The 23,397-nt window shown below is 67.3% G+C and carries 26 protein-coding genes; 15 read left to right on the top strand and 11 right to left on the bottom strand.

What is annotated here, in order from left to right:
* Positions 1-13 precede the first annotated feature (13 nt).
* Complete coding sequence (locus tag ACSQ9I_RS08095; RefSeq protein WP_436312787.1) at positions 14-388, top strand: Hsp20/alpha crystallin family protein; 375 nt, start codon at positions 14-16, stop codon at positions 386-388.
* A 36-nt stretch (positions 389-424) separates the two neighbouring features.
* Here ACSQ9I_RS08095 and ACSQ9I_RS08090 read toward each other — a convergent pair whose 3' ends face one another.
* Positions 425-1,087 carry a hypothetical protein gene (locus ACSQ9I_RS08090; protein WP_436308698.1) on the bottom strand — a complete coding sequence of 221 codons (663 nt, stop codon included), beginning with the start codon at positions 1,085-1,087 and terminating at the stop codon, positions 425-427.
* Positions 1,088-1,355: 268 nt separating this feature from the next.
* Between ACSQ9I_RS08090 and ACSQ9I_RS08085 the strand changes: the two genes are divergently transcribed.
* Positions 1,356-1,844: a thermonuclease family protein gene (locus ACSQ9I_RS08085; RefSeq protein ID WP_436312786.1), complete on the top strand. Its 489-nt coding sequence runs from the start codon at positions 1,356-1,358 to the stop codon at positions 1,842-1,844.
* 44 nt (positions 1,845-1,888) lie between these two features.
* On the opposite strand, the gene ACSQ9I_RS08080 is transcribed toward ACSQ9I_RS08085, so the two are convergent.
* Positions 1,889-3,202, bottom strand: a complete 1,314-nt coding sequence (locus ACSQ9I_RS08080) for a hemolysin family protein (RefSeq protein WP_436312785.1) — start codon at positions 3,200-3,202, stop codon at positions 1,889-1,891.
* Between the two features lie 22 nt (positions 3,203-3,224).
* On the opposite strand from ACSQ9I_RS08080, the gene ACSQ9I_RS08075 reads away from it, so the two are divergent.
* Positions 3,225-4,067 carry a symmetrical bis(5'-nucleosyl)-tetraphosphatase gene (locus ACSQ9I_RS08075; RefSeq protein WP_436312784.1) on the top strand — a complete coding sequence of 281 codons (843 nt, stop codon included), beginning with the start codon at positions 3,225-3,227 and terminating at the stop codon, positions 4,065-4,067.
* 4 nt (positions 4,068-4,071) lie between these two features.
* Here ACSQ9I_RS08075 and ACSQ9I_RS08070 read toward each other — a convergent pair whose 3' ends face one another.
* From ACSQ9I_RS08070 to ACSQ9I_RS08050, 5 genes are all read right to left on the bottom strand, one after another.
* Positions 4,072-5,532, bottom strand: coding sequence for a DEAD/DEAH box helicase (locus tag ACSQ9I_RS08070; protein WP_436303227.1), 1,461 nt, complete (start codon positions 5,530-5,532; stop codon positions 4,072-4,074).
* A gap of 119 nt (positions 5,533-5,651) precedes the next feature.
* On the bottom strand, positions 5,652-6,539 hold the full coding sequence (gene ypfJ, locus ACSQ9I_RS08065; protein WP_436312783.1) for a KPN_02809 family neutral zinc metallopeptidase: 888 nt from the start codon (positions 6,537-6,539) through the stop codon (positions 5,652-5,654).
* Positions 6,540-6,552: 13 nt separating this feature from the next.
* Positions 6,553-7,119, bottom strand: coding sequence for a dCTP deaminase (gene dcd, locus ACSQ9I_RS08060; protein ID WP_093106295.1), 567 nt, complete (start codon positions 7,117-7,119; stop codon positions 6,553-6,555).
* A 7-nt stretch (positions 7,120-7,126) separates the two neighbouring features.
* Complete coding sequence (locus ACSQ9I_RS08055) at positions 7,127-7,783, bottom strand: TetR/AcrR family transcriptional regulator (RefSeq protein WP_093106297.1); 657 nt, start codon at positions 7,781-7,783, stop codon at positions 7,127-7,129.
* Positions 7,784-7,813: 30 nt separating this feature from the next.
* On the bottom strand, positions 7,814-9,106 hold the full coding sequence (locus ACSQ9I_RS08050) for an SUMF1/EgtB/PvdO family nonheme iron enzyme (RefSeq protein WP_093106300.1): 1,293 nt from the start codon (positions 9,104-9,106) through the stop codon (positions 7,814-7,816).
* Positions 9,107-9,271: 165 nt separating this feature from the next.
* On the opposite strand from ACSQ9I_RS08050, the gene ACSQ9I_RS08045 reads away from it, so the two are divergent.
* Genes ACSQ9I_RS08045 through ACSQ9I_RS08035 form a run of 3 tightly spaced genes read left to right on the top strand, consistent with a single transcriptional unit; the run spans position 9,272 to position 11,876 of the window.
* A complete protein-coding gene (locus ACSQ9I_RS08045) occupies positions 9,272-9,811 on the top strand; it encodes a TRAP transporter small permease subunit (RefSeq protein ID WP_093106303.1) in 540 nt (179 codons plus the stop codon).
* 53 nt (positions 9,812-9,864) lie between these two features.
* The gene (locus ACSQ9I_RS08040) at positions 9,865-11,418 is read left to right on the top strand and encodes a TRAP transporter large permease (protein WP_436312782.1); all 1,554 of its coding nucleotides are present in this window, start codon (positions 9,865-9,867) and stop codon (positions 11,416-11,418) included.
* The gene (locus ACSQ9I_RS08035) at positions 11,415-11,876 is read left to right on the top strand and encodes a hypothetical protein (protein WP_436312781.1); all 462 of its coding nucleotides are present in this window, start codon (positions 11,415-11,417) and stop codon (positions 11,874-11,876) included. Before ACSQ9I_RS08040 ends, ACSQ9I_RS08035 begins: the two co-directional genes overlap by 4 nt.
* 34 nt (positions 11,877-11,910) lie before the next feature.
* Here ACSQ9I_RS08035 and ACSQ9I_RS08030 read toward each other — a convergent pair whose 3' ends face one another.
* The 4 genes from ACSQ9I_RS08030 to xseB form a co-directional block, all read right to left on the bottom strand.
* Positions 11,911-12,990, bottom strand: coding sequence for a TRAP transporter substrate-binding protein (locus ACSQ9I_RS08030; RefSeq protein ID WP_436312780.1), 1,080 nt, complete (start codon positions 12,988-12,990; stop codon positions 11,911-11,913).
* A gap of 89 nt (positions 12,991-13,079) precedes the next feature.
* The gene (gene dxs / locus ACSQ9I_RS08025) at positions 13,080-14,963 is read right to left on the bottom strand and encodes a 1-deoxy-D-xylulose-5-phosphate synthase (RefSeq protein ID WP_436303222.1); all 1,884 of its coding nucleotides are present in this window, start codon (positions 14,961-14,963) and stop codon (positions 13,080-13,082) included.
* Positions 14,964-14,978: 15 nt separating this feature from the next.
* Positions 14,979-15,896, bottom strand: coding sequence for a polyprenyl synthetase family protein (locus ACSQ9I_RS08020; protein ID WP_436312779.1), 918 nt, complete (start codon positions 15,894-15,896; stop codon positions 14,979-14,981).
* On the bottom strand, positions 15,893-16,159 hold the full coding sequence (gene xseB / locus ACSQ9I_RS08015) for an exodeoxyribonuclease VII small subunit (RefSeq protein WP_093106838.1): 267 nt from the start codon (positions 16,157-16,159) through the stop codon (positions 15,893-15,895). Before xseB ends, ACSQ9I_RS08020 begins: the two co-directional genes overlap by 4 nt.
* A 182-nt stretch (positions 16,160-16,341) precedes the next feature.
* Here xseB and ACSQ9I_RS08010 point away from each other — a divergent pair, with 182 nt between their 5' ends.
* From ACSQ9I_RS08010 to ACSQ9I_RS07970, 9 genes are all read left to right on the top strand, one after another.
* Complete coding sequence (locus tag ACSQ9I_RS08010) at positions 16,342-17,478, top strand: aromatic ring-hydroxylating oxygenase subunit alpha (protein ID WP_436292654.1); 1,137 nt, start codon at positions 16,342-16,344, stop codon at positions 17,476-17,478.
* 9 nt (positions 17,479-17,487) lie between these two features.
* A complete protein-coding gene (locus tag ACSQ9I_RS08005) occupies positions 17,488-18,420 on the top strand; it encodes a DMT family transporter (protein ID WP_436312778.1) in 933 nt (310 codons plus the stop codon).
* A 10-nt stretch (positions 18,421-18,430) separates the two neighbouring features.
* Entirely contained in the window at positions 18,431-19,342 is a 912-nt protein-coding gene (locus tag ACSQ9I_RS08000; protein WP_436312777.1) for a sulfurtransferase, read from the top strand.
* The gene (locus ACSQ9I_RS07995; protein ID WP_436303219.1) at positions 19,339-19,893 is read left to right on the top strand and encodes a DUF2796 domain-containing protein; all 555 of its coding nucleotides are present in this window, start codon (positions 19,339-19,341) and stop codon (positions 19,891-19,893) included. The genes ACSQ9I_RS08000 and ACSQ9I_RS07995 overlap by 4 nt, the downstream gene beginning before the upstream one ends.
* Positions 19,890-20,597 carry an ABC transporter ATP-binding protein gene (locus ACSQ9I_RS07990; RefSeq protein ID WP_436312776.1) on the top strand — a complete coding sequence of 236 codons (708 nt, stop codon included), beginning with the start codon at positions 19,890-19,892 and terminating at the stop codon, positions 20,595-20,597. Before ACSQ9I_RS07995 ends, ACSQ9I_RS07990 begins: the two co-directional genes overlap by 4 nt.
* Entirely contained in the window at positions 20,594-21,856 is a 1,263-nt protein-coding gene (locus tag ACSQ9I_RS07985; RefSeq protein ID WP_436308689.1) for an ABC transporter permease, read from the top strand. Before ACSQ9I_RS07990 ends, ACSQ9I_RS07985 begins: the two co-directional genes overlap by 4 nt.
* A 2-nt stretch (positions 21,857-21,858) precedes the next feature.
* Positions 21,859-22,464: a DUF3299 domain-containing protein gene (locus ACSQ9I_RS07980; protein ID WP_436292649.1), complete on the top strand. Its 606-nt coding sequence runs from the start codon at positions 21,859-21,861 to the stop codon at positions 22,462-22,464.
* Between the two features lie 163 nt (positions 22,465-22,627).
* Positions 22,628-23,110 carry a hemerythrin domain-containing protein gene (locus tag ACSQ9I_RS07975; RefSeq protein WP_436308688.1) on the top strand — a complete coding sequence of 161 codons (483 nt, stop codon included), beginning with the start codon at positions 22,628-22,630 and terminating at the stop codon, positions 23,108-23,110.
* Positions 23,111-23,176: 66 nt separating this feature from the next.
* The gene (locus ACSQ9I_RS07970; protein ID WP_093106336.1) at positions 23,177-23,386 is read left to right on the top strand and encodes a dodecin; all 210 of its coding nucleotides are present in this window, start codon (positions 23,177-23,179) and stop codon (positions 23,384-23,386) included.
* Positions 23,387-23,397 lie beyond the last annotated feature (11 nt).

Genomic DNA, 23,397 nt, shown 5'->3' with positions numbered 1-23,397 from the left:
ACCTGTTCCCCGAATGATGCGCCGCTGGGCGCGGCCGCTGCAGATGCTGGATGAGGTGGACGTGCCGTCCGACATTCGCGTCGACATCAGCGAGAACGACAAGGAATACCTGGTCAGCGCGGAGATCCCGGGCGCGAAGAAGGAGGACATCCGCGTCTCGATCGACGGCAACTACGTCTCCATCGCCGCCGAGATCAAGAAGGAGCTGGAAGAAAAACACGGCCGCACGCTGACGAAAGAAACCTATCACGGCAGCGTGTCGCGCGGCTTCACGCTCGGCAGCGACGTGGACGAAAAGACCGCCGTCGCCAAGCTGGAGGACGGCGTGCTGCGCCTCACGCTGCCCAAGCGGCAGGGGAGCTCCAGCCGCGTGCTGAAGATCGACTAGGGGGCCCGCTCTACAAGCGGTATTGGCTGCTGGCGACTAGCTGCGCAGCGCCGTCATCTGGCTCACCCGGCATTGGCCGAACTCGCAGCGCACCGCCATGACCTGGCCGTTGGTGCAGGCCACGGTGTGGCGCTCGAAGCCCGGCCCCTTCTCCACCAGCGTTGCCTGCGGCGTGGCATTGCAACGCTGCGCCTTGGCGAGCTGCTCCACGTTGTAGGTGTCCCGGCCCGTGGGCCGGATGCTTTCCACCGCCCGCAGTGCAGGCGGCACCCAGGTGACGCGTACGCTAGGGTCGGTGTTGATGTAGCCCTTTTGCGCCATGCAGTTGGCCATCACGGTTTCCTGCTTGGTCTTCCAGGCGCGCCGCTCGGGCGTGTAGACCCAGTGGTTGAAGCCGACCAGCCCGCCGATCACCACGCCGCCGACGAGCGTCGGCCATCCTTGCAGGATGCCGACGCCGATCACGCCCCCGTCGACCACGACCAGCGCATCGTCGTGCTGGCTGGCGTTGAAAGGCACGTTCTTCGCGTTCGCGCGGCACTTGGCCACGTCCTGGTCGTAGACCGAGCTTTCGACCGCCGACGGCGCCACCATGGGCACGTAGTCCGCGCCGGAACCCGAACCGGGGCCCTCCTGGGGCCGGGTTGCGCATCCACAGACCAAGGCTGTCGCGCACACGATGCTCAGCAGTTTCTTCATGAAATCCCTCGACTGGTCCTCACTCCGGGGGTCGATTGAATCACACAAATAGTTACTTTCCAAAGCGACTTTTGAGGAATTCGCATGCAAACCTCGCTATTCGGGGCTTTGAAGCCACAGGCCGACCGGCGTGCAAGGCCGATTCTCACAACCGGGACAAGCGCTTCGCCATTTCATCGATGCCCCGCCGAACTCCAGCGCGCATGCGAGGGCTGATCAGGGGGCTCTGGCGCCAGGAAGTCGCGTTAGCATCGCCCGGTTTGCCTCCATGCTTTCTGCTGCCCTCCTCTGCCTCGTCGTCGCCGTCAGCGACGGCGACACCCTCAAGCTTCGTTGCGGCGAGCCCGGCGCCTACCGCCGGCTCACCGTGCGGCTGCATGCCATCGATGCGCCCGAGATCGGCCAACCCTACGGCCGCCGCGCCAAGCGCGCGCTTTCGGACATCGCCTACCGCAAGACCGCGCGGCTGGACTGCGGCCAGACCGACCGCTACGACCGTCGCGTCTGCGAAGTGTGGGTGGCGCCCGCGTCCTGCACCGACGCCCGCTGCCCGAAGACGCTCGATGCCGGTCTCGCCATGCTCACCGTCGGCATGGCCTGGTGGTCGCGCGCCCATGCCTCGGAGCAGCGCCCGACCGAGCGCGGCCAGTACGGCTTCGCCGAACGCGAGGCCAGGGCCAGGCGCGTGGGCTTGTGGGCCGAACGCGACCCCGTACCGCCCTGGAAATGGCGGCCGGCGCATCCGTACGCCCGGTGAAAATGAGGCTCGGCGGATAGGCTTTTGCCCGACGCCGCCGGCGATCAGCTCGCGGCGTGCGCGGCCACGCCGAGCGGACGCGCCAGCACGCGGTCGATGCGCCTGCCGTCGATCGCAGTGATCTCGAAGTTCCAGTCATCGCAATCGATGCGCTCGCCGAGCTCGGGCAGATGGCCGGAGACGAAGATCAGCAAACCCGCCACGGTGTTGTAGCGCCCGCGCTCCTCCTCGGGCAGCTCGCGGATGCCGAGCCGCGCGCGCAGTTCGGACACCGGCATCAGGCCGTCGAGCTCCCACACGCCGTCGGGCCGTTCGTGGGCCCAGGCATCGCCCTGGGTGGCGGTCTGCAACTCGCCGGTGATCGCTTCCAGCAAGTCGCGCGGCGTCATGAGGCCCTGCACCACGCCGTATTCGTCGACCACGAACACCAGCCGGCCGGCGCGCGTGCGGAACTGCTCCAGCAGCTCCATGCCGGTGAGCGTCTCGGGCACGAACACCGCGGGCTGCGCCACCGACTCGATGGTGCCCTCGTGCGTCGGGCTCAGCGTCAACAGGTGCGCCACGCTGATCACGCCCACCACATCGTCCAGCGAGGTGCGGCACACCGGGTACCAGGAGTGGACCAGGTTGAGCGCGCTCGCAGCAGACACCTTCTGCAGGCTCTGCGCGACGGTGAAAGAGGCCTCCAGCCATTCGATATCGGCACGCGGCACCATCAGCGAGCTCAGCCGGCGATCATCGAGATGGAACACATTGCGCACCATCTGGTGCTCGTGCATTTCGATCACGCCGGCATCGACGCCTTCCTCGAGGCTGGCGGAAATCTCCTCCTCGGTCACCATGCGGGCTGCGCTCGAATCGATGCGCAGCAACTTGAGCATGGCGGCCGTGGCACCCGACAGCAAGAGCACGAAGGGCTTGGCGGCGGTGGCCAGCGCGCGCATCGGCCGCGCCACGTAGCGCGCCACCGGCTCGGGGTAGAGCTGGCCGATGCGCTTGGGCACCAGCTCGCCGAAGACGATCGTGAAGAAGGTGATGCAGGTCACCACGATGGCCGTCGACACGAAGCTCGCACCGCCCGCACCCAGACCCAGCCCTTCCATCCAGTACGCGAGCGGCGCCGCGAAGGCCGCCTCGCCGACGATGCCGCTCAACATGCCGATCGAGGTGATGCCGATCTGCACGCTGGAGAGAAACTGCGTCGGATCCTCCATCAGCTTGAGCGCAGCCTCCGCCCCCGTATCCCCCGCTTCGGCCAGCGCCGCGAGCCGCGCTCGACGACTGGTGGAAAGGGCCATTTCGGACATTGCGAACAACGCGTTGAGCGTGGTCAGCAAGGCCAGCAGAAAAACATCCATGTATGCGGGAGAGAATGGGGAGATGGCACTCTACCTGATCGGCGATGTGCAGGGCTGCGACGAGCCCCTGCAGCGCCTGCTCGACGACATCGCTTTCTCTCCCAGCCGCGACACCCTGGTGCTCCTGGGCGACCTGGTCAACCGCGGCCCCGCGTCGGCCGAGGTGCTGCGGCGCGTGCAGCGCTACGGCGGCGCGGCGAAGACCGTGCTCGGCAACCACGACTTGCACCTGCTCGGCGTCGCACAGGGCGCGCGCAAGCTCGGGCGCAAGGACACGCTGCACGGCGTGCTCGAAGCGCCCGACCGCGAGGCCCTGCTCGACTGGCTGCGCCAGCAGCCCATGGCGCTGCACCGCTCGGTGGGCGGCGGCGACCTGCTGATGGTGCATGCGGGCGTGCTGCCGCAGTGGAGCGTGGCCGATACGCTGGTCTACGCGGCCGAGGTCGAGTCGGTGCTGCGCGGTTCCGCATCCGGCGAATTCCTGCACGAGATGTACGGCAACGAGCCCGCGCAGTGGAGCGACACGCTCAGTGGCCATGCGCGGCTGCGCGCGATCGTCAATGCGCTCACGCGGCTGCGTTTCTGTACGACGGATGGCCTGATGGAATTCGAAACCAAGGACGGGACCGCGTCCGCGCCCGCGGGTTTCATGCCGTGGTTCGACGTGCCTGGCCGCAGGACGCAAGCCGCCACCATCGCCTGCGGGCACTGGTCGACGCTGGGCTGGCTCTCTCGGCCCGACCTGTTGTCGACCGATACCGGTTGCGTCTGGGGCGGCTGCCTGAGCGCGGTGCGCATGGGCGCGACGCTCGAGGAGCGCGAACTGATCCAGGCCCGCTGCCCGGAAGCGCAGAAGCCGGGCTGAGCCCCTAATTCGGCTGTGCTGCGGTCTTGAACAGCGCCGCGACCTTGCGCTTGCTCTTGATGTTGCTCGAGATGCCGCGCGAAGGCGTGGTCTTGGCGGCCGCTTCCCAGGCCGGCGCGGCTTCGCGCTCCGGCGTTTCGTAGGGCTGCTCGAAGAAGGGATCGCGCGGTGCCGCGGGTGCGCGGTGCGGCCGGCCACTGCGCACAGGACGGGCTTCGCTGCGTTCGCGCGGCTGGTCGAGCACGTCGCGCGCATCGCCGGCCTCGCCTTCGTCGCGCCAGTGGCGGCGGCCGTCGTTGATGCGGCCGCGCGGGCGGTCTTCCTCGAACTCGATCGGTTCCAGCTCGATCTTCTTCTTGATCAGCTTCTCGATGTCGGCCACCAGGCGCACGTCGTTGCCGCCGCTCGCGAAGCTCACCGCCAGGCCGGAGGCGCCGGCGCGGCCGGTGCGGCCGATGCGGTGCACGTAGTCTTCGGCGTTGAACGGAATGTCGAAGTTGAAGACCGCCGGCACGTCCTTGATGTCGAGGCCGCGCGCCGCGACGTCGGTGGCCACCAGCAGGTCGACCTCGCCGGCCTTGAAGGCCGCGAGCGCCTTCAGGCGCTCGTCCTGGCTCTTGTCGCCGTGCAGGGCGGTGGTATTCAAGCCTTCGCGTTCGAGCGAACGCGCAAGCCGCGCGCAGCCCAGCTTGCTGTTGACAAAGACGAAGGCTTGCTTGAGGCCGCGCTGCTTCAGGATCTGCTTGAGCGCGCGGCGCTTGTCGTCGTCGCTCACGCTGTAGAAATGCTGTTCGACGGTGGAAGCGGTTTCGTTCGGCCGCGCCACCTCGATGGTGACCGGGTTCTGCAGGTAGCTGCCCGCGAGACGCTTGATCTCGGGCGAGAAGGTGGCCGAGAACAGCAAAGTGGTGCGCTGCTTGGGCAGGAACGAGAGGATGCGCTGCAGGTCGGGCAGGAAGCCGATGTCGAGCATGCGGTCGGCCTCGTCGAGCACCACGTATTCGACCTGGTTGAGCACCGCGTTCTTGGCTTCGATATGGTCCAGCAGCCGGCCCGGCGTGGCGACCAGCACCTCGACGCCCTTCTTGAGTTCCAGCGTCTGCGGCTTCATGTCGATGCCGCCGAACACCACCGCGCTGCGCAACTGGGTGTGCTTGGCGTAGAGCTTGACCTGCTGCGCCACCTGGTCCGCCAGCTCGCGCGTGGGCAGGAGCACCAGGGCACGCACCGGATGGCGCGCCGGCGAGGTCGAGCTGTTCTCGTGCTTGAGCATGCGCTGCAAAAGCGGCAGCGAGAAGGCAGCGGTTTTCCCGGTGCCGGTCTGCGCCGCGCCCATCACGTCCTGGCCCGCGAGGACCACCGGAATGGCCTGCTCCTGGATCGGCGTCATGGTTTCGTAGCCCATTTCGGCCACGGCGCGCGCCAGCGGTTCGGCCAGGGAAAGATTGGAGAAGGAGCTTGTCATGAAGCCGGGTATTGTCGCACTGCGGCAAAAGACGGCGATGACAGTGCGGTGACTGCGCGGCCAGCTATCTTTTCGATAGCAGGCATCGCAGTAAAAACGGGCCATCGAGCCCCTGCGCCTCAAAGATTGCGGGTATTGAAAGTGTCGCAGGCCTTCATCGAACCACTCTTCAGCCCGGTCGTGAACCAGCGCTGGCGCTGGGCGCTGGTGCCGTGGGTGAAGCTGTCGGGCACCACCGCCCGGCCGGCCGAACGCTGCAGCGCGTCGTCGCCGATCTTCGCGGCGGCGTTCATCGCCGACTCCACGTCGCCCTGCTCGAGGATCTGGCGCGCGTTCTGCGCCTTGTTGGCCCAGACGCCGGCGAAACAGTCGGCTTGCAGTTCGACGCGCACGCTCAGCGCATTGCTGTCGGCCTGGCTGATGCGGCCGCGCATCGAATCGACCTTGCCCGTGATGCCGAGCTGGTTCTGCACATGGTGGCCGACCTCATGCGCGATCACGTAGGCCTGCGCGAACTCGCCCGGGGCGCCGAGTTCGCGCTTCAGGGTGTCGAAGAAGCCGAGATCGATGTAGACCTTCTGGTCGCCCGGACAGTAGAAGGGACCCATGGCGCTCTGGCCGGTGCCACAGGCCGTGGGCGTGGCGCCGCGGAACAACACCAGCCTGGGCTGGCGGTAGGTCGAACCGGCCTGCTGGAAGATCGGGGTCCAGACGTCCTCGGTGTCGGCCAGCACGACCGAGACGAAGCGTGCCGCCTCGTCGTTGGCCGGCGGCGCCGGAGCCCGCTGCTGCTGCTGCTGCTGGACGATCGGCGCTTCGCCGCCGCCAGCGAACATGCTGAGCAGCGTGAGCGGATTGATGCCGAAGATCCAGCCCGCAAGCAGTGCCACGACGATGGTGCCGATGCCGACACTCCGCCCGCCGATCGGCAAGCCGCCGAAGCCGCCGCCGCCTTCGTCCCGGCGGTCTTCCACGTTGTCGGATTCGCGGTTGCCTTCCCACTTCATGACGCTCTCCTGCTCAGGCCTTCGGCAGTGTCACACCCCGCTGGCCCTGGTACTTGCCGCCGCGGTCTTTGTAGCTCGTTTCGCAGACCTCGTCACTCTCGAAGAACAGCACCTGCGCGCAACCCTCGCCGGCATAGATCTTGGCCGGCAGCGGCGTGGTGTTGCTGAATTCCAGCGTCACGTAGCCTTCCCATTCGGGCTCGAAGGGCGTGACGTTGACGATGATGCCGCAGCGCGCATAGGTGCTCTTGCCCAGGCAGATGGTCAGCACGTTGCGCGGGATGCGGAAGTACTCCATCGTGCGTGCCAGCGCGAAGCTGTTGGGCGGGATGATGCAGCTGTCGCCATGGAAATCGACGAAGCTCTTCTCGTCGAAGTTCTTCGGATCGACCACCGTGCTGTGGATGTTGGTGAAGACCTTGAACTCGGGCGCGCAGCGGATGTCGTAGCCGTAGCTCGAGGTGCCGTAGCTGATGATGCGATGGCCGTCCTGCTCGCGGATCTGGCCTGGTTCGAAGGGCTCGATCATGCCGTTCTTCTCGGCCATGCGCCGAATCCATTTGTCGCTCTTGATGCTCATGTGAGGTCTACGCTGCGGGGGTGCCGCGGATTGTGGCATGCCGCTGATCGGCCGCGAGCGCCTCCGGAAGCGTCACGGCCCGAACGCCGCCGAAGAAGAGTTCGGACACCATCGCGCCGATCGCGTCGTGATCGAGTTCGCGCCCCGGCTTGAGCCAGGTGAACATCCAGTTGATCATGCCGAACAGCAGCATCGCCATCGGCTTGCCGAGCTTGCTTTGCGGATCCTCGCCGCGCACCTCGGCGATGGTGCGCGCGAAGGCCGCGACCACGCGCCGCTCCACGTTCAAGATGCGCTCCTGGTCCTCTTCGCGCAGGAAGCGCACGTCTTCGGTCAGCACGCGCTGGGCGTTCTGGGCAATCGCGTACTCCGCCACGAAGCGCCGGATGAGTTCTGCGAGCCGGGCCTCGGGCGCCTGGTGCTCGCGCAGCACCTCCTGCACCACCGACTCGAGCCTCTGCACGTGCTCCTCGGCGATGCGCACCGCCAGGTCGTGCTTGTCGCGCACGTAGTGATAGAGCGTGGCCTTCGACACGCCGCAGGCTGCGGCCACCTCGTTCATCGAAGTACCTGCAAAGCCGCGCTGCGCGAACAGCTGCGCCGCATTGGAAAGAATCATTTCTCGCTGGCCGTCGTAGCCGGCCGGGTCACGCACGCGAGCCATTCGGCAGCGCCCTTTCCGTTGATGTTGTTGTCAATATGCGCAAGTGCGGAACCCGAAGAAACCGTCGTCGCGCTGCGGCATCGCAAAGCCGCGGCGCTTCGGCGAGCGCAGGCGCGCGCGCGTGGCGAGCGATGCGCCGCGCAGCACGTGGGCCTGGCCGAAGACCGGCTGCGGATCGAACTCGGTGCCGCCGCTCCAGGGATCGGCACGGAAGCCCGGCCAGGGCTTCAGCGTGCCCGCGGTCCATTCATGGACGTCGGCCCAGCGGAAGCCGCGGCGCGCGGCGGTGTGGGCCGCGATTTCCCACTCCACCTCGGTCGCAAGACGGCGCCCGGCCCAGCGCGCCCAGGCATCGGCCTCCCACCAGGCCACGTGCACCGCGCTCTGGTTGCCCGCCGCGCGCACCGTGCGGCCGAAACGCTGCTGCAGCACGGAACCGCCGGCGCCATGGCGCGCGGCGCCGATCTGGGCCACATGGCGCGGGCCGCGCCGCCCTTCGGCCTGCCGCTCGAGCCACAGGAGTCCTTCGGGATGCCACAAGTCCTCGCGGTCGTAGCCGCCGTCGTCGACGAATTCCACGTACTGGCTCCAGGTGACGGGCTGGGCGTCGATCTCGAACTCCGGCACTTCGACCTGGAGCACGCCTCGCTCCTGCGCGAACGCGAAGCCGGCGTCGGCCACGCCCAGCTCCCAGGCGGTGGCCGGCATGAGGAGCGGCTCGCGCTCGACCGCGGCCGGCTCCTGCTCGATGCCCAGCGGCAAGCCCAGCGTCTGGGCCATCACCACCAGTTGCTCACCGCGCAAGTCTTCGTGGAACAGCGCGAGCCGGTAGAAGTAAAGACCGGTATCGGTCTCGACTGCATGTTCGAGCAGTTCGAGCGTGCTTTCCAGCGTGTCGAGCAGATAGGCCTTGGTCTGCGCGAGATCGGGCAGCTGGGGCGACCAGCGGTCCACCCAGGCGATCTGCGCCGGATTCCAGCACGCGTCGGCCTGCGGTTCGATCGCAGCCAGCCGCGTCGGACGCACCGGGCAGTCGACCCCGAAGGCGCGCTGGGTATTGCGCCCGATCCACCATTCCGCGAACCAGCCGATGTGGCCGGCCAACCACACCGGCGGCTCGACCCCGTCCTGGCGGGGAACGGCCAACGCAGCAGAACCCAGCGCCTGTTCGTAAAGCGAAAGCAGATGCAGCGTGTGATTGCGCGCATCGATCAGCGCCAGCGAGAGCAACTCGCGGCCCGCACGACGCATGTCGGGCGAATCGATCGAAAAAGGCAGGCTGGGGGTGCCGAAGGGCGTGCTGGACGGCGGGCTCGAAGGCATGGGCCATTATGGCCACCTGCCTTGCGGCTCGCTACGGCCATGGAACTCCACGGGTAAACCCGTCGCTCGCGCCCTGTCGAGGCCTTGCAGCACGGCGTTACCATTGCGGGCTTTGCGCCGACCTCCCCGACTGGCGCCAGAACTTTTCCCGCAGGGAGACAAGCCTTGTCCGCATTCCTCAAATTCGCGCTGGCCATGGACTGGATCAGTGCCCAGTTCGGCAAGGTGGCGGCGTGGGCCGTCCTCGCCGCCTCGGTGATCTCCGCCGGCAACGCCTTCGTGCGCTACGGCCTGGACTTCAGCTCCAATGCGTGGCTCGAGATCCAGTGGTACCTGTTCGCCGCCACCGTGATGCTCGGCGCGCCGCTCGTGCTCAAGCTCAACGAACACGTGCGCGTGGACATCATCTACGGCAAGCTCAGGCGCAACGGCCCGGTGTACGTCGACCTCTTCGGCCTGGTCTTCTTCCTGCTGCCGGTGATGGGCCTGCTCTTCTGGCTGACCCTCCCCTTCTTCCTCGGCATGCTCAGGAGCGGTGAGATGTCGGGCAACATCGGCGGCCTCATCCGCTGGCCCGCGGCCTTGATGATGCCGCTGGGCTTCGGCGCCATGTTCCTGCAGGGCGTGGCGGAAATCATCAAGCGCGTCGCCTACCTGCGCGGCCTGATCGAGATGGACACGCACTACGAGAAGCCGGTGCAGTGAGCACCGCCGCCACGAGTCCCCGCTGTCCCACGCACCGCTTCGCAGGATAAGAAATGCAGATGGAAAATTTCGCCCCGATCATGTTCGCGGGGCTGATCGTGATCATGCTGATCGGTTTTCCGGTCGCGTTTTCGCTCTCGGCGCTGGGCCTGCTCAGCGGCTTCATCGCGATCGAGATGGGCTGGTTCCCGGCCGGCTTCATGGCCAACCTGCCGCTCAACGTGTTCGGCATCCTGTCCAACGAGACGTTGCTGGCAATCCCCTTCTTCACGCTGATGGGCGCCGTGCTCGAGAAGTGCGGCCTGGCCGAGGACATGCTCGACTCGATGGGCCAGCTCTTCGGCCCGGTGCGCGGCGGCCTCGGCTACTCGGTGATCATCGTCGGCTTCATCCTCGGCGCCATCACCGGCACCGTGGCCGGCCAGGTGATCGCGATGGCGATGATCTCGCTGCCGGTGATGATGCGCTACGGCTACAACATGCGCTACTCCACCGGCGTGCTGGCGGCCTCGGGCACCATCACGCAGCTGGTGCCGCCTTCCCTCGTGCTGATCGTCATGGCCGACCAGCTCGGCACCGACGTCGGCCAGATGTACAAGGGCGCGTGGGGGCCCTCGATCCTGCAGGTGCTGATCTTCGCGCTCTACACCTTCCTGGTTTCGCGCATCCGCCCGAGCTACGTGCCCGGCGTGCCGGTCACCGCACGCACGCTCGTCGGCTGGGCGCTGTGGGGCAAGTGCCTGCGCGGCATCATCCCCTCGGCCATCCTGATCTTCGCCGTGCTCGGCTCGATGGGCGGCCTGCCCTTCATGGAGCATGCGATCGCAACGCCGACCGAGGCCGGCGCGATGGGCGCCGTCGGCTCGCTGCTGCTGGCCGCGCTCCACCGGCGGCTCAACTGGCCGATGCTCAAGGAAGCGATGAACGGCACCATGCGCCTCACCGCCATGGTGGTCTTCATCCTGATCGGCTCGCGCGTGTTCTCGCTCGTGTTCCAGGGCGTGGACGGCGCGAAGTGGATCGAGCACATGCTCTCGGGCCTGCCCGGCGGACAGATCGGCTTCCTGATCGTCGTCAACATCTTCGTCTTCTTCCTGGCCTTCTTCCTCGACTTCTTCGAGATCGCCTTCATCATCTTGCCGATGCTCGGGCCGGTCGCGGCCAAGCTCGGCATCGACATGGTGTGGTTCGGCGTGCTCTTGTGCGTGAACATGCAGACCTCCTTCATGCATCCGCCCTTCGGCTTCGCGCTGTTCTACCTGCGCGGCATCGCCGACACGCTGTTCAAGAACAACGCGCTGCCGCGCAAGATCGATTCGCGCGACATCTACCTGGGCGCGATCCCGTGGGTCGGGCTGCAGCTGCTGCTGGTGGCGATCGTGATCTTCTTCCCGCAGACCGTTACCGTGTTCCTCGACAAGAAGATCGAGGTCGACGTCGACAAGGTGCAGCTCGAGATGCCGGCCGACTCGCAGGGGCCGGGCAGCAGCATCAACATGGAAGATCCGTTCGGCACCCAGAAACCGGCCGAGCCCGACGCCCTGCCGATGCCGATGCCGATGCCGGAGCCCGAGCCCCCGAGCCCTGGCGCCGACAAGAAGCAGTGAGCGACGCAGTCGACGCCCCTGTCGCGCTGGAGAGCCCGGCCTACCCGCCTTTCGTGCGAACGCTGGCGGTCGTTCTGGTGATCGACCTGATCGGCTTCGGCCTCTGGAGCCTGCCGTCGCTGCGGAGCGTCGACTGGTCCACGTCCAGCCTCCTGGTTTTGGGAGTGGCGGCCCTGTGCATCCTCTGGGTCGGCTACTGGATCGTCTACAGCCGCACGCGCCTCGAAGGCGATGTGCTCACGCAGACCTGGCTCTGGACCAAGCGCGAGCATGCGGCCGACGTGGCGCAACTCAAGCTCGTGCACTGGCGCTGGCTCGAGCGTGTCATTGCGCCGCGCCTACTGGTGCGCCGCCGCAATGGCGCCGTCACCTGGTTCCATTCAGCCGACGCGCGGCTGCTCACGGGCTTTGCCGAACGCGTCGCCGAGCGCATCGCCATGAAAAAAGCCCCGCCGTAACCGGCGGGGCTTTTTGTCTTGAAGCGAAGCGCGCTCAGAGCTTCTGCTGCTGCATGAAGCGATCGTAGGTGCCTTCGGTGAAGCGGAACCAGGCATTCTGGTCGGCCAGGAACTTGGCGTAGTCGGTGTAGACCTTCTTCCACTCCGGGTTGCTGTTGTTCAGGTCCGCGTAGATCTGCTGGGCCGACTTGAAGGCCGCGTTCATCACGTCCTGCGTGAAGGGGCGCAGCTTGGTGCCGGAACCGACCAGCTGCTTGAGCGCGATCGGGTTCTTGGCATCGTACTTGGCCGTCATCGTGACGTGGGCATGCGCAGCGGCCGCCTCGACCACCGCCTTGTATTCGGCCGGCAGGCCTTCCCATGCCTTGCTATTGATATAGAAGTCCAGCTGCGGGCCGCCTTCCCACCAGCCAGGGTAGTAGTAGAACGGCGCAACCTTGTTGAAGCCGAGCTTCTGGTCGTCGTACGGGCCGACCCACTCGAGCGCGTCGATCGTGCCCTTCTCGAGCGCGGGATACAGGTCGGCGCCCGGGATCGATTGCGGGATCATGCCGAAGGGCTCGAGCACCTTGCCCGCGATCGGGTTGGTGCGGAACTTCAGGCCCTTCAGGTCGGCGACCGACTTGATTTCCTTGCGGAACCAGCCGCCCATCTGCGCGCCCGTATTGCCGCCCGGCAGACTGAAGACGTTGTACTTGGCGTAGAACTCGCGCATCAGCTTCAGGCCGTTGCCTTCGTACATCCATGCGTTCATCTGGCGCGTGTTCATGCCGAAGGGCACTGCACAGCCCAACGCGAAGGTCGGGTCCTTGCCGTAGAAGTAGTACGGCGCGGTGTGCGCCATCTCGACCGAAGCGTTCTGCACGCCGTCGAGCACACCCAAGGCCGGCATCAGCTCACCACTGGCATGCACCGAGATCTGGAACTTGCCGCCCGTCATGTCGCTCACCTTTTTCGAGAACGTCTCGGCCGTTCCGAAGATGGTGTCCAGCGACTTCGGGAAGCTGGATGCCAGACGCCAGCGAACCGCGGCCTGCGCATGGACTGCCGGCGCGATGCCGGCAGCGAGGACGCCGGCGATGCCTGCGTTTTTGATGAGGGAACGACGATCCATTGAATTCACTCCGAGTGCATTGAAAAACGAGAACGCGGCTTGTGGCCGCGTTGCTGACTTGTTGAGTCGAGCGCGATTGTAAAAAGTGCTTACACCGTGCCGGGGGGGGTTTTCCCTGCGGCAGACGCATCGCCGAAGCGCTGTCGGATCGATTGCTCGATGCCCGCCGCATCGAGCCCGATGCTGGCCAGCAGCTTGCCCGGGTCGCCATGCTCGATGAAGCGATCGGGCAGGCCGAGTTGCAGCACGGGCTTGTCCACCTGCGCGGCCTGCAAGGCTTCCAACACCGCACTGCCCGCGCCGCCCATGACGGCACCCTCCTCGATCGTCACGATGGCATCGTGCGTGCCGGCCACCTGCAGCAGCAGCTCGACGTCGAGCGGCTTGGCCCAGCGCATGTTGAGCACCGTGGCATCGAGCGCCTCTGCGGCCTTCAGCGCCGGATAGAGCAAGGTGCCGAAAGCGAGGATGGCGATGCGCTTGCCTTCGCGGCGGACTTCGCCCTTGCCGAAGGGCAGCGCATCGAGCGTGAGCCCGGGCGTGACGCCGGCGCCCGCGCCGCGCGGATAGCGCACCGCCACCGGATGGTTCTGCGCGAAGGCGCTGGAGAGCAGCTGCCGGCACTCGGCCTCGTCCGCCGGGCAGGCCAGGCTCATGTTGGGAATGCAGCGGATGAAGGCGATGTCGTAGGCGCCCGCATGCGTGGCGCCGTCGGCACCCACCAGGCCGGCGCGGTCGAGCGCGAACACCACCGGCAGGTTCTGGATCGCAACGTCGTGGATCAGCTGGTCGTAGGCGCGCTGCAGGAAGGTCGAATAGATCGCAACCACCGGCTTGAGCCCTTCGCAGGCCAGGCCGGCCGCGAAGGTGACCGCATGCTGCTCGGCGATGCCGACGTCGTAGTAGCGCTCGGGAAAGCGCTGCTCGAACTCGACCAGCCCCGAGCCCTCGCGCATCGCGGGCGTGATGCCGACCAGCCGGCCGTCCTGCGCGGCCATGTCGCACAGCCAGCTGCCGAAGACCTGCGTGAAGGTCTGCTTGGGCGCCGTGGCGGGCTTGACGAGGCCGACCGCCGGATCGAACTTGGAAGGCCCGTGGTAGGCCACCGGATCGGCCTCGGCCAGCTTGTAGCCCTGGCCCTTCTTGGTGACCACGTGCAGGAACTGCGGGCCTTCGAGATGCTTGAGATTCTCGAGCGTCGGCACCAGCGAATCGATGTCGTGGCCGTCGATCGGGCCGACGTAGTTGAAGCCGAATTGCTCGAACAGCGTGGCCGGCACCACCATGCCCTTGGCATGCTGCTCGAAGCGCTTGGCCAGCTCGAACAGCGGCGGCGCGGCGCGCAGCACGGTCTTGCCGACGTTCTTGGCCGCGGCGTAGAAGTTGCCGCTCATGAGCTGCGCGAGGTAGCGGTTGAGCGCGCCGACCGGCGGGCTGATCGACATGTCGTTGTCGTTCAGGATCACCAGCAGCTTGCAGTGGCAGACCCCCGCGTTGTTGAGCGCCTCGAAGGCCATGCCGGCGGTCAGCGCGCCGTCGCCGATGATCGCGACCGCGTGGCGGTCCTCGCCCTTCTGCTTGGCCGCCATCGCCATGCCGAGCGCGGCCGAGATGCTGGTCGACGAATGCGCGGTGCCGAAGGTGTCGTACTCGCTCTCGGTGCGTTGCGGAAAGCCGGAGATGCCGCCGATCTGGCGCAGCGTGGGCATGCGCTCGCGCCGGCCGGTCAGGATCTTGTGCGGATAGGTCTGGTGGCCCACGTCCCACACCAGCCGGTCGTGCGGCGTGTTGAACACATGGTGCAGCGCGACCGTGAGCTCGACCGTGCCGAGGTTGGAGCTCAGGTGCCCGCCGGTGCGCGACACGTTGTCGAGCACGCAGCTGCGCACTTCGTCGGCCAGCTGCTTGAGCTGCGCGCGGTCGAACTGCCGCAGGACGGAAGGATCGTGGATCGTGGGGAGCAACGGAGCCATGGGGAGACTTTTTTGTTATCGGTCGCGGTCCACGACCATGTGGGCCAGCGCGCGCAGCGCGCCGGTATCGGCCAGCGTGCTGCGATCGAGCGCGGCCAGCGCCTGGGCCAGCAGTTCGCGGGCCTGGGCCCGCGCGCCGTCGAGGCCGAGCAGGGACACGTAGGTGGGCTTGTCGCTCGCGGCGTCCTTGCCGGCGGTCTTGCCCAGGGTCTGCGAATCGGCGACGACGTCGAGGATGTCGTCCACCACCTGGAAGGCGAGGCCGATGGCCGCACCGTAGTCGCGCAGCGCCGCGAGCGCATCGGCCGCGATGGTGCCGCCGCAAGCCGCGCCCATCTCGACGCTGCCCTGCAGCAGGGCGCCGGTCTTGAGCCGATGCATCTCGCGCAGCTGCGCCTCGTCGAGCGCCACGCCGACGCTCGCGAGATCGATGGCTTGGCCGCCGGCCATGCCCTGGCTGCCGGCCGCACGGGCCAACAAGCGGCACAGGGTCGCCTGCACCACGGGCGCGATGCCGTCGCCATCGGGCGTGAGCAATTCGAAGGCCAGCGCCTGCAAGGCATCGCCGGCCAGGAGTGCATCGGCTTCGCCGAACTTCACGTGCACGGTCGGCTTGCCGCGGCGCAGCACGTCGTTGTCCATGCACGGCAGGTCGTCGTGCACCAGCGAATAGGCATGGATCAATTCGACCGCGCAGGCAGCGCGCAGCGCGGCTTCGGCCTGGCCGCCCACGGCCTCGCTGGCCGCGAACACCAGCAGGGGACGCAGCCGCTTGCCGCCGTCGAGCACGGCATAGCGCATCGCATCGCCGAGCAGAACCGGCGCATCGACGCCGACCCATTGCGAAAGCGCGGCCTCGACGCGCGCCAGCTGCGGATCGCTCCACGCGGCAAGGCGTCGAGCATCCCAGCGCAAGGCATCCGCGACCGTCATTCGCCGGTCCAGACCTTGAGGCCGCCCGCGTCGAGCACCTTGATCTGGTCTTCGACCGCCTGCAGCTTGTCGCGGCAGAACGCGAGCAGCACCGCACCGCGCTGGTAGCTGCCGAGCAGCTGGTCGAGCGGCAACTGGCCCGATTCGAGTTCGGTCACCAGCTGTTCGAGTTCCTGGAGCCCGGCTTCGTAGCTTGCGGGCAGTGCACCGGTGTCGGGGGAGGCAGGCGGGGCCGGCGGAGAAATGGGAGGCACCTTGGGCATGCGGCGATCGGGGATGAAACCGGGCATTTTAGGGCGGGGGGCGTGAACCTATGCCCACGGGTACAATCCCGGGTCTCCCAAGCCGGCACCCGCCGGCATTTTTCACCGAGCCGTCGCACCCCTCTTCGACGGCAGCCTTCCGTTCTCTTTCTCTCCCTGTGGGGAGCTTGGTCAGGTCACCCATGTCTGATTTAAGTCTTCAACTGCAGCAGGCTTCGAGCCAACTCCCGGTTTCCGCGTACTTCGACGAGGCGCTCTATGCCCGCGAGCTGCAAACGCTTTTCGCCGCCGGCCCGCGCTACGTCGGCCACCGGCTCGCCGTTCCCGAGCCGGGCAACTACCACACCCTGCCGCAGGAGCAGCAGGGCCGCGCGCTGGTGCACACGCCCAAAGGCGTGGAGCTGGTTTCCAACGTGTGCCGCCACCGCCAGGCGCTGATCCTGCAGGGCCGCGGCGAGCTCGATGCCCAGACCGGCGGCAACATCGTCTGTCCGTTGCACCGCTGGACCTATGCGGCGGCCGACCCGCGCACCACCGGCCAGCTGATCGGCGCACCGCATTTCGAGCAGGACCCCTGCCTCAACCTGCACAACTACCCGCTGACCGAGTGGAACGGCCTCCTGTTCGAGAAGAACGCCACGGGCAGGAAGCGCGACATCGCGGCCGAACTCGCGAGCCTCGGCCCGCGCGCCGACCTCGACTTCGAGGGCTATGCGCTCGACCGCGTCGAGCTGCACGAGTGCAACTACAACTGGAAGACCTTCATCGAGGTCTACCTCGAGGACTACCATGTCGGCCCCTTTCATCCGGGCCTCGGCAGCTTCGTCACCTGCGACGACCTGCGCTGGGAATTCAATCGCTACTACTCGGTGCAGACGGTCGGCGTCGCCAACCGGCTCGGCCGCGCCGGCAGCCCGGTCTATCAGAAGTGGCAGGAGCAGCTGCTCAAGTACCGCGAGGGCAAGCCGCCCAAGTACGGCGCGATCTGGCTCACCTACTACCCGCACGTAATGATCGAGTGGTACCCGCACGTGCTCACGGTCTCGACCCTGCATCCGGTGGGCCCGCAGAAGACGCTCAACATGGTCGAGTTCTTCTATCCCGAGGAGATCGTCGCCTTCGAGCGCGAGTTCGTCGAGGCGCAGCAGGCCGCCTACATGGAGACCTGCGTGGAAGACGACGAGATCGCGGAGCGCATGGACGCCGGCCGCCGCGCGCTGATGCAGCGCGGCGACGACGAGAGCGGTCCCTACCAGAGCCCGATGGAAGACGGCATGCTGCAGTTCCATGAGTGGTACCGCCACGAGATGAAGGCTTAAGACCCCGCGATGCAGGCGCTCTGGATGGTGCTGGGCGCACTGATCTTCGCCACCATGGGCGTGTGCGTGAAGATCGCCTCGGCCTGGTTCACGAGCGCCGAGCTGGTGCTTTACCGCGGGCTGATCGGCATCGTCTTCCTCTGGGTGCTGGCGAGAAGCCGCGGCGTCACGCTGGCCACGCGCTACCCCGGCATGCACGCCTGGCGCAGTTTGATCGGCGTGTTCTCGCTCGGCGCCTGGTTCTACGCGATCGCGCACATGCCGCTCGCCACCGCGATGACGCTCAACTACATGAGCAGCGTGTGGATCGCCGCCTTCCTGGTCGGGGGCGCCCTGCTCGCCTGGGTGCCGGTGCCGGGCCGCGACGGACGCATACCGCGGCCGCCGCTGCAGGGCCCGCTGGTGCTCACCGTGCTCGCGGGCTTCGGCGGCGTGGTGCTGATGCTCAAGCCCACGGTGGGCGACAACCAGGGTTTTGCGGGGCTCATGGGGCTCTTGTCCGGGCTGACCGCCGCCTTCGCCTACATGCAGGTGGTGGCGCTCTCGCGGGCCGGCGAGCCCGAGGCGCGCACGGTGTTCTACTTCGCGCTCGGCTCCGCGGTGGCGGGCGGGCTGGCCGCCCTGCTGGGCGGCTTCACACCCTGGGCCGAATGGACCTGGCGCCATGCGCTGTGGCTGGTGCCGGTGGGCGTGTTGGCGGCGCTGGGACAGCTTTGCATGACGCGCGCCTATTCCAGTGCCAAGACCGAAAGCGGTACGCTGGTGGTCGCGAACCTGCAGTATTCGGGCATCGTCTTCGCGGCGATCTACAGCGTGCTGCTGTTCGGCGACCGCATCGACGCGGCCGGCTGGGCCGGCATGGCATTGATTGTCGTGAGCGGCATCGCCGCCACCGTGTTGCGCCAGCGCTCGCTGCCCAAGGCGCCTGCGGAAGAGCATTGAAGGAGCTCATATGTACACGACCCTGATTTCCGTCGACCAGCTCATGGCGCTGCAGGACAGCGGCGCTCCGCTGATGGTGTTCGACTGCAGCTTCGACCTGATGAAGCCCGAAGCCGGCGGCGAGCAGTACCGCGCGACCCACATTCCCGGCGCGGTCTACGCCAATCTCGACACCGACCTGAGCGCGAAGCACGGCCTGCCCGGCGCGCGCGGCGAGGTGGTAATCGTGACGACGGACGAGGGCCCGCCGGCCTCGGGCGGGCGCCACCCGCTGCCCAGCCGCGAGAAGTTCGCGGCCTGGCTGTCCAGCGTCGGCTTTGGCAACAACATGCAGGCCGTGGTCTACGACCGCAACGGCGCCAACTACTGCGGCCGGCTCTGGTGGATGCTCAAGTGGATGGGGCACGAGGCCGTGGCCGTGCTCGACGGCGGGCTGCAGGCCTGGCAGGCGGCGGGCGGCGCAGTGACCGCCCGCGAAGAGCCCGCGCGCTTCCAGTCGAACTTCGTCGCCGGCACGCCCTTGCTCGCGCTCGCCGACACGCAGACCGTCGCCTCGCGGCTCGAGAAAGCTGACCAGACGCTGATCGATGCGCGCGCCGCAGCACGTTATCGCGGCGAGGTGGAACCTCTGGACCCGATCGCGGGTCACATCCCCGGGGCCCTGAACCGGCCCTTCACCGAAAACCTCGGTCCCGACGGCAAGTTCAAGCCGGCCGCCCAGTTGCGCGCCGAGTTCGAAGCGCTGCTGGCGGGCCGGGATCCCGCAACGGTCGTCCATCACTGCGGCAGCGGCGTGAGCGCCGTGCCCAACCTGCTCGCGATGCAGATCGCCGGGCTGGGGCCGACCGCGCTCTATGCCGGCAGCTGGAGCGAGTGGAGCAACACGCCGGGGCTGCCGACCCGGCAAGGTGCGAAAGCATGAATTTCCAACGCGCTTTTTCCGGTCTCGCGCTGGCGTCCCTGCTCGCGGCGGCGCCCTGGGCCACCATGGCGCAGGCACAGCAACGCGCGCATGTGCACGGCCAGGTCAAGCTCGACGTCGCGATAGACGGGCCGGCGATCGTGATTGCGATGGAGTCGCCGCTCGAGAATTTCGTCGGCTTCGAGCATGCGCCGAAGACCGATGCCGAGAAGAAGACCGCGGAGGCTGCGGTCGCCCAGTTGCGCGCGGCCGACCAACTGTTCAAGATCGATCCGGCAGCCAACTGCAAGCTCGGCCCGATCGCACTGCAATCGACGGCGCTGGGCCTGGGCAAGGCCGAGGCCGGCACCGGCGCCGCCGAAGGCCATGCCGACCTGGACGGCACCTTTGCCTTCAACTGCACCAATGCGGCAGCGGCGAAATTCATCGACATCGGCCTGTTCACCGCCTTCAAGGGCATGCGCCAGATCGATGCCCAGATCGTTTCGCGCGAAGGCCAGTTCAAGCGCACGCTGAAACGACCGAATTCACGGCTGGCCTGGGGCAAGTGACTCCGGTTCTCAGCGTCGAGTCGCTGCGCTTCGCCTGGCCCGGCGCCGGCGCACCCTGCATCGACATCGAGCGGCTCGAGATCGCGGCCGGCGAGGCCGTTTTCCTGCACGGTCCCAGCGGCTGCGGCAAGAGCACGCTGCTGTCGCTGCTGGCCGGCGTGCTGGTGGCCGGTGCAGGCCGCGTCACGCTGCTGGGCCGCGACTGGGCCGCGCTCTCGGGCAGCGCGCGCGACCGCAACCGGGTTGCGCATGTGGGCTACATCTTCCAGCAGTTCAACCTGCTGCCCTACCTCAGCGTGCTCGACAACGTGCTCCTGCCTTGCCGCTTCTCGGCCCGCCGCATGGCGCAGGCCTCGCGCGCGGGTTCGGCGCGGGTGCAGGCACAGCAGCTTCTGGAACGGATGGGTCTGGACGCCAGCCTGTGGCAGCGCCAGGCCATGCTGCTCTCGGTGGGCCAGCAGCAGCGCGTGGCGGCGGCGCGCGCGCTGATCGGCCAGCCGGAGGTCGTGATCGCCGACGAGCCGACCTCGGCGCTCGACGAAGACCGGCGCGAGGCTTTTCTCGACGTGCTGGTCGCGGCCTGCCAGGCCAGTCACAGCGCATTGGTGTTCGTGAGCCATGACCAGCGCATCGCGGCGCGCTTCGGCCGCCACATCCTCTTGCCCGATATCAATCGCGCCGCGGCCGTGGGAGCCGCTGCATGAAGGCCTTGTTCGGCATCGCCTGGAAGAGCGCCTGGAACCGCCGCTTCACGCTCGCGCTCACGGTGCTGTCGATCGCGCTGTCGACCTTCCTGCTGCTCGGCGTCGAACGCATCCGCACCGAGCTGCGCGAGAACTTCTCGTCCTCCGTCTCGGGCACCGACCTGATCGTGGGCGCGCGCACGGGCTCTTCGCAGCTCCTGCTCTACTCGGTGTTCCGCATCGGCGCCGCCACCAACAACATGCAGTGGAAGAGCGTGCAGGCGCTGGCCCAGCACCCGGGCGTGGACTGGGTCCTGCCGCTCTCGCTCGGCGATTCGCACCGCGGCTTTGCGGTGCTCGCGACCACGCCCGAGTACTTCCAGCACTTCCGCTACGGCGAGCGCCAGCCGCTGCAGCTGCGCGAAGGCACGGCCCTAGCCGAGCTCTTCGATGCGGTCGTCGGCGCCGAGGTGGCCGACCGGCTGGGCTACCACGTGGGCCAGAAGATCACGCTCGCGCACGGCAGCGGCGAGCTCAACGTGGCCGAGCACGCGGACAAGCCCTTCACGGTGGTGGGCGTGCTGGCGCGCACCGGCACGCCGGTCGACCGCACGGTGCACATCGGCCTGCCGGCGATGGAAGCCATCCATCTCGAATGGGCCGGCGGCGCGCCGCTGCCGGGCGTTCGGATTCCGGCCGAGCAGGTGCGCAAGTTCGATCTCACGCCCAAGAACGTGACCGCGGTGCTGGTCGGCCTCAAGAACCGCGCGGCGGTGTTCGGCGTGCAGCGCTGGGTCTCGACCTACCCCGCCGAAGCGCTGATGGCCATCCTGCCGGGCGTGGCGCTCGACGAGCTCTGGAGCGTGGTCGGCATCGGCGAGAACGCACTCCTGCTGATGTCGGCGCTGGTCGCGCTGGTCAGCCTCGCCGGCCTGGTGTCGGTGGTGATGGCCGGCCTCAACGAACGCCGCCGCGAGCTCGCGGTGCTGCGCGCGGTAGGTGCCAGCCTGCGCCACGTGCTGGCGCTGCTGGCGCTCGAAGGCGCACTGGTCACGCTGCTGGGCGTGGCGATCGGCGTGGTCTTGGCGGTGCTCGGCATCGCCCTGCTCGCGCCATGGCTGCAGGCCCAGTTCGGCCTCGCGCTTCGCCTCAGCGAACCTACACTGAACGAATGGATACTGCTCGCCAGCCTGCTCGCAGCCGGCTGGCTGGCCAGCCTGCTGCCGGGCGTGCGCGCCTACAGACTCTCGCTGGCCGATGGACTCTCACCGAGGATTTGAAGATGAAGAAGACGATGCTGCGCCCCCTGCTCATGGCCCTGTGCACCGCCGCTGCAACCGCGGCCTTCGCGGCCGACCCCGCGCCGCAGGCGACCTCGCCGACCAATCCGATCGGCGGCAAGGCCGCTGCCGCCAAGCCCGCGGCGGGCCAGCCCCGGCTCATCTCGTGGGAAGAGCTGGTGCCCAAGGACTGGGACCCGATGAAGGAATTCAAGGGCATGGACCTGAGCAAGCTCGAAGACGGCGATCCGCGCGCCAACGACCTGCTGCTGAAGATGCAGGAGGTCTCGAACAACGCGCCGACCAATCCGGCGATGAACGGCGTCGAGGTGAAGATCCCGGGCTTCATCGTGCCGCTCGAGGAGAACAAGGGTGAGGTCACCGAGTTCCTGCTGGTGCCCTACTTCGGCGCCTGCATCCACACGCCGCCGCCGCCGGCCAATCAGATCCTGCACGTGCGCCCGCGCCAGGGTGCGAAGTTCCGCGCCATGGACACGGTGTGGGTCACCGGCAAGCTGCAGACCCTGCGCAACGACTCGATGATGGGCGTGAGCGGCTATCACGTCACGGCCGAGAGCGTGACCAAGTACACGGGCGGCGCCAAGTAGCTGCCAGCGCTGTCGCGCGGGGATCGCGTTCGTCCTACGCGCATGTCATGCAGACCCTCACAGGGTCGGCACGGTGCGATTTCTAGTGTGGCCCCTGGCGCAGGCACGCGGCTGCGCCGCCCACGAAATCCACCCACGACATCCCACCAAAGGAATCAGCATCATGAGCAAAGCACCTCCCAAGAAGAACGACGCCGTCGATCTGCTGGACGCGGACCACATCGCCGTGAAAAAACTGTTCCAGGAATTCAGCAAGCTGGCCGAAGCCAAGGCGCCCGCCGATCAGCGCGAGGCCTTGGCCGACCAGATCTGCCGCGAGCTGAGCGTGCATGCGCAGATCGAGGAAGAGATCTTCTATCCGGCGGCGCGCGCCGCCATCCACGACGATCCGCTGCTCGACGAAGCCACCGTGGAGCATTCGACGGCCAAGGAACTGATCGCGCAGATCGAATCCATGGGCCCCGAGGAGGCGCTGTTCGATGCCAAGGTGATCGTGCTCGGCGAATACATCGATCACCATGTGAAGGAAGAGCGCGAACAGATCTTCGACAAGGCGCGCAAGTCCAAGATGGATCTGGTCGCGCTGAAGGAGCAGCTGGCGGCGCGCAAGGAGGAGCTGATGCAGCACCAGGAAGCGATGGCCTGAAGCCTATGATGGACAGGCCGGTGCCATCCGCGGCATCGCCCCTGTTCCATCGTCAAGGAGCGCTCCATGTCCAACCACGTCTACAAACTCCTCGAACTCACCGGCTCCTCGCCCACGAGCAGCGACGACGCCGTGCTGCGCGCGATCTCGAAGGCCAGCGAGTCGGTGCGCAACATCCAGTGGTTCGAGGTCACCGAGACCCGCGGCCATGTGCAGGACGGCAAGGTGGCGCACTGGCAGGTGACGCTGAAGGTGGGCTTCACGCTCGAAGACTGAAAGCCCGCGCG

The organism is Variovorax sp. LjRoot84, assembly GCF_964254305.1.
In the GTDB taxonomy this organism is placed as follows: Bacteria; Pseudomonadota; Gammaproteobacteria; order Burkholderiales; family Burkholderiaceae_C; genus Variovorax.
The sequence above is the reverse complement of the archived record's forward strand: the minus strand, read 5'-3'. Positions and strand labels throughout refer to the sequence as shown.

Bases quoted from the DNA above. Each gene is read 5' to 3' on its own strand.
- ACSQ9I_RS07985 (WP_436308689.1), top strand. From the start codon at position 20,594: ATGAAGGCCTTGTTCGGCATCGCCTGGAAGAGCGCCTGGAACCGCCGC.
- ACSQ9I_RS08055 (WP_093106297.1), bottom strand. From the start codon at position 7,783: ATGGCTCGCGTGCGTGACCCGGCCGGCTACGACGGCCAGCGAGAAATG.
- ypfJ (WP_436312783.1), bottom strand. From the start codon at position 6,539: ATGAAGTGGGAAGGCAACCGCGAATCCGACAACGTGGAAGACCGCCGG.
- ACSQ9I_RS08080 (WP_436312785.1), bottom strand. From the start codon at position 3,202: ATGGATGTTTTTCTGCTGGCCTTGCTGACCACGCTCAACGCGTTGTTC.
- ACSQ9I_RS08040 (WP_436312782.1), top strand. From the start codon at position 9,865: ATGCAGATGGAAAATTTCGCCCCGATCATGTTCGCGGGGCTGATCGTG.
- ACSQ9I_RS08075 (WP_436312784.1), top strand. From the start codon at position 3,225: ATGGCACTCTACCTGATCGGCGATGTGCAGGGCTGCGACGAGCCCCTG.
- dxs (WP_436303222.1), bottom strand. From the start codon at position 14,963: ATGGCTCCGTTGCTCCCCACGATCCACGATCCTTCCGTCCTGCGGCAG.
- ACSQ9I_RS07975 (WP_436308688.1), top strand. From the start codon at position 22,628: ATGAGCAAAGCACCTCCCAAGAAGAACGACGCCGTCGATCTGCTGGAC.
- ACSQ9I_RS08020 (WP_436312779.1), bottom strand. From the start codon at position 15,896: ATGACGGTCGCGGATGCCTTGCGCTGGGATGCTCGACGCCTTGCCGCG.
- ACSQ9I_RS08090 (WP_436308698.1), bottom strand. From the start codon at position 1,087: ATGAAGAAACTGCTGAGCATCGTGTGCGCGACAGCCTTGGTCTGTGGA.
- ACSQ9I_RS07980 (WP_436292649.1), top strand. From the start codon at position 21,859: ATGAAGAAGACGATGCTGCGCCCCCTGCTCATGGCCCTGTGCACCGCC.
- ACSQ9I_RS07995 (WP_436303219.1), top strand. From the start codon at position 19,339: ATGAATTTCCAACGCGCTTTTTCCGGTCTCGCGCTGGCGTCCCTGCTC.
- ACSQ9I_RS07970 (WP_093106336.1), top strand. From the start codon at position 23,177: ATGTCCAACCACGTCTACAAACTCCTCGAACTCACCGGCTCCTCGCCC.
- ACSQ9I_RS08085 (WP_436312786.1), top strand. From the start codon at position 1,356: ATGCTTTCTGCTGCCCTCCTCTGCCTCGTCGTCGCCGTCAGCGACGGC.
- dcd (WP_093106295.1), bottom strand. From the start codon at position 7,119: ATGAGCATCAAGAGCGACAAATGGATTCGGCGCATGGCCGAGAAGAAC.
- ACSQ9I_RS08000 (WP_436312777.1), top strand. From the start codon at position 18,431: ATGTACACGACCCTGATTTCCGTCGACCAGCTCATGGCGCTGCAGGAC.
- ACSQ9I_RS08005 (WP_436312778.1), top strand. From the start codon at position 17,488: ATGCAGGCGCTCTGGATGGTGCTGGGCGCACTGATCTTCGCCACCATG.
- ACSQ9I_RS08030 (WP_436312780.1), bottom strand. From the start codon at position 12,990: ATGGATCGTCGTTCCCTCATCAAAAACGCAGGCATCGCCGGCGTCCTC.
- ACSQ9I_RS08095 (WP_436312787.1), top strand. From the start codon at position 14: ATGATGCGCCGCTGGGCGCGGCCGCTGCAGATGCTGGATGAGGTGGAC.
- xseB (WP_093106838.1), bottom strand. From the start codon at position 16,159: ATGCCCAAGGTGCCTCCCATTTCTCCGCCGGCCCCGCCTGCCTCCCCC.
- ACSQ9I_RS08070 (WP_436303227.1), bottom strand. From the start codon at position 5,532: ATGACAAGCTCCTTCTCCAATCTTTCCCTGGCCGAACCGCTGGCGCGC.
- ACSQ9I_RS08050 (WP_093106300.1), bottom strand. From the start codon at position 9,106: ATGCCTTCGAGCCCGCCGTCCAGCACGCCCTTCGGCACCCCCAGCCTG.
- ACSQ9I_RS08010 (WP_436292654.1), top strand. From the start codon at position 16,342: ATGTCTGATTTAAGTCTTCAACTGCAGCAGGCTTCGAGCCAACTCCCG.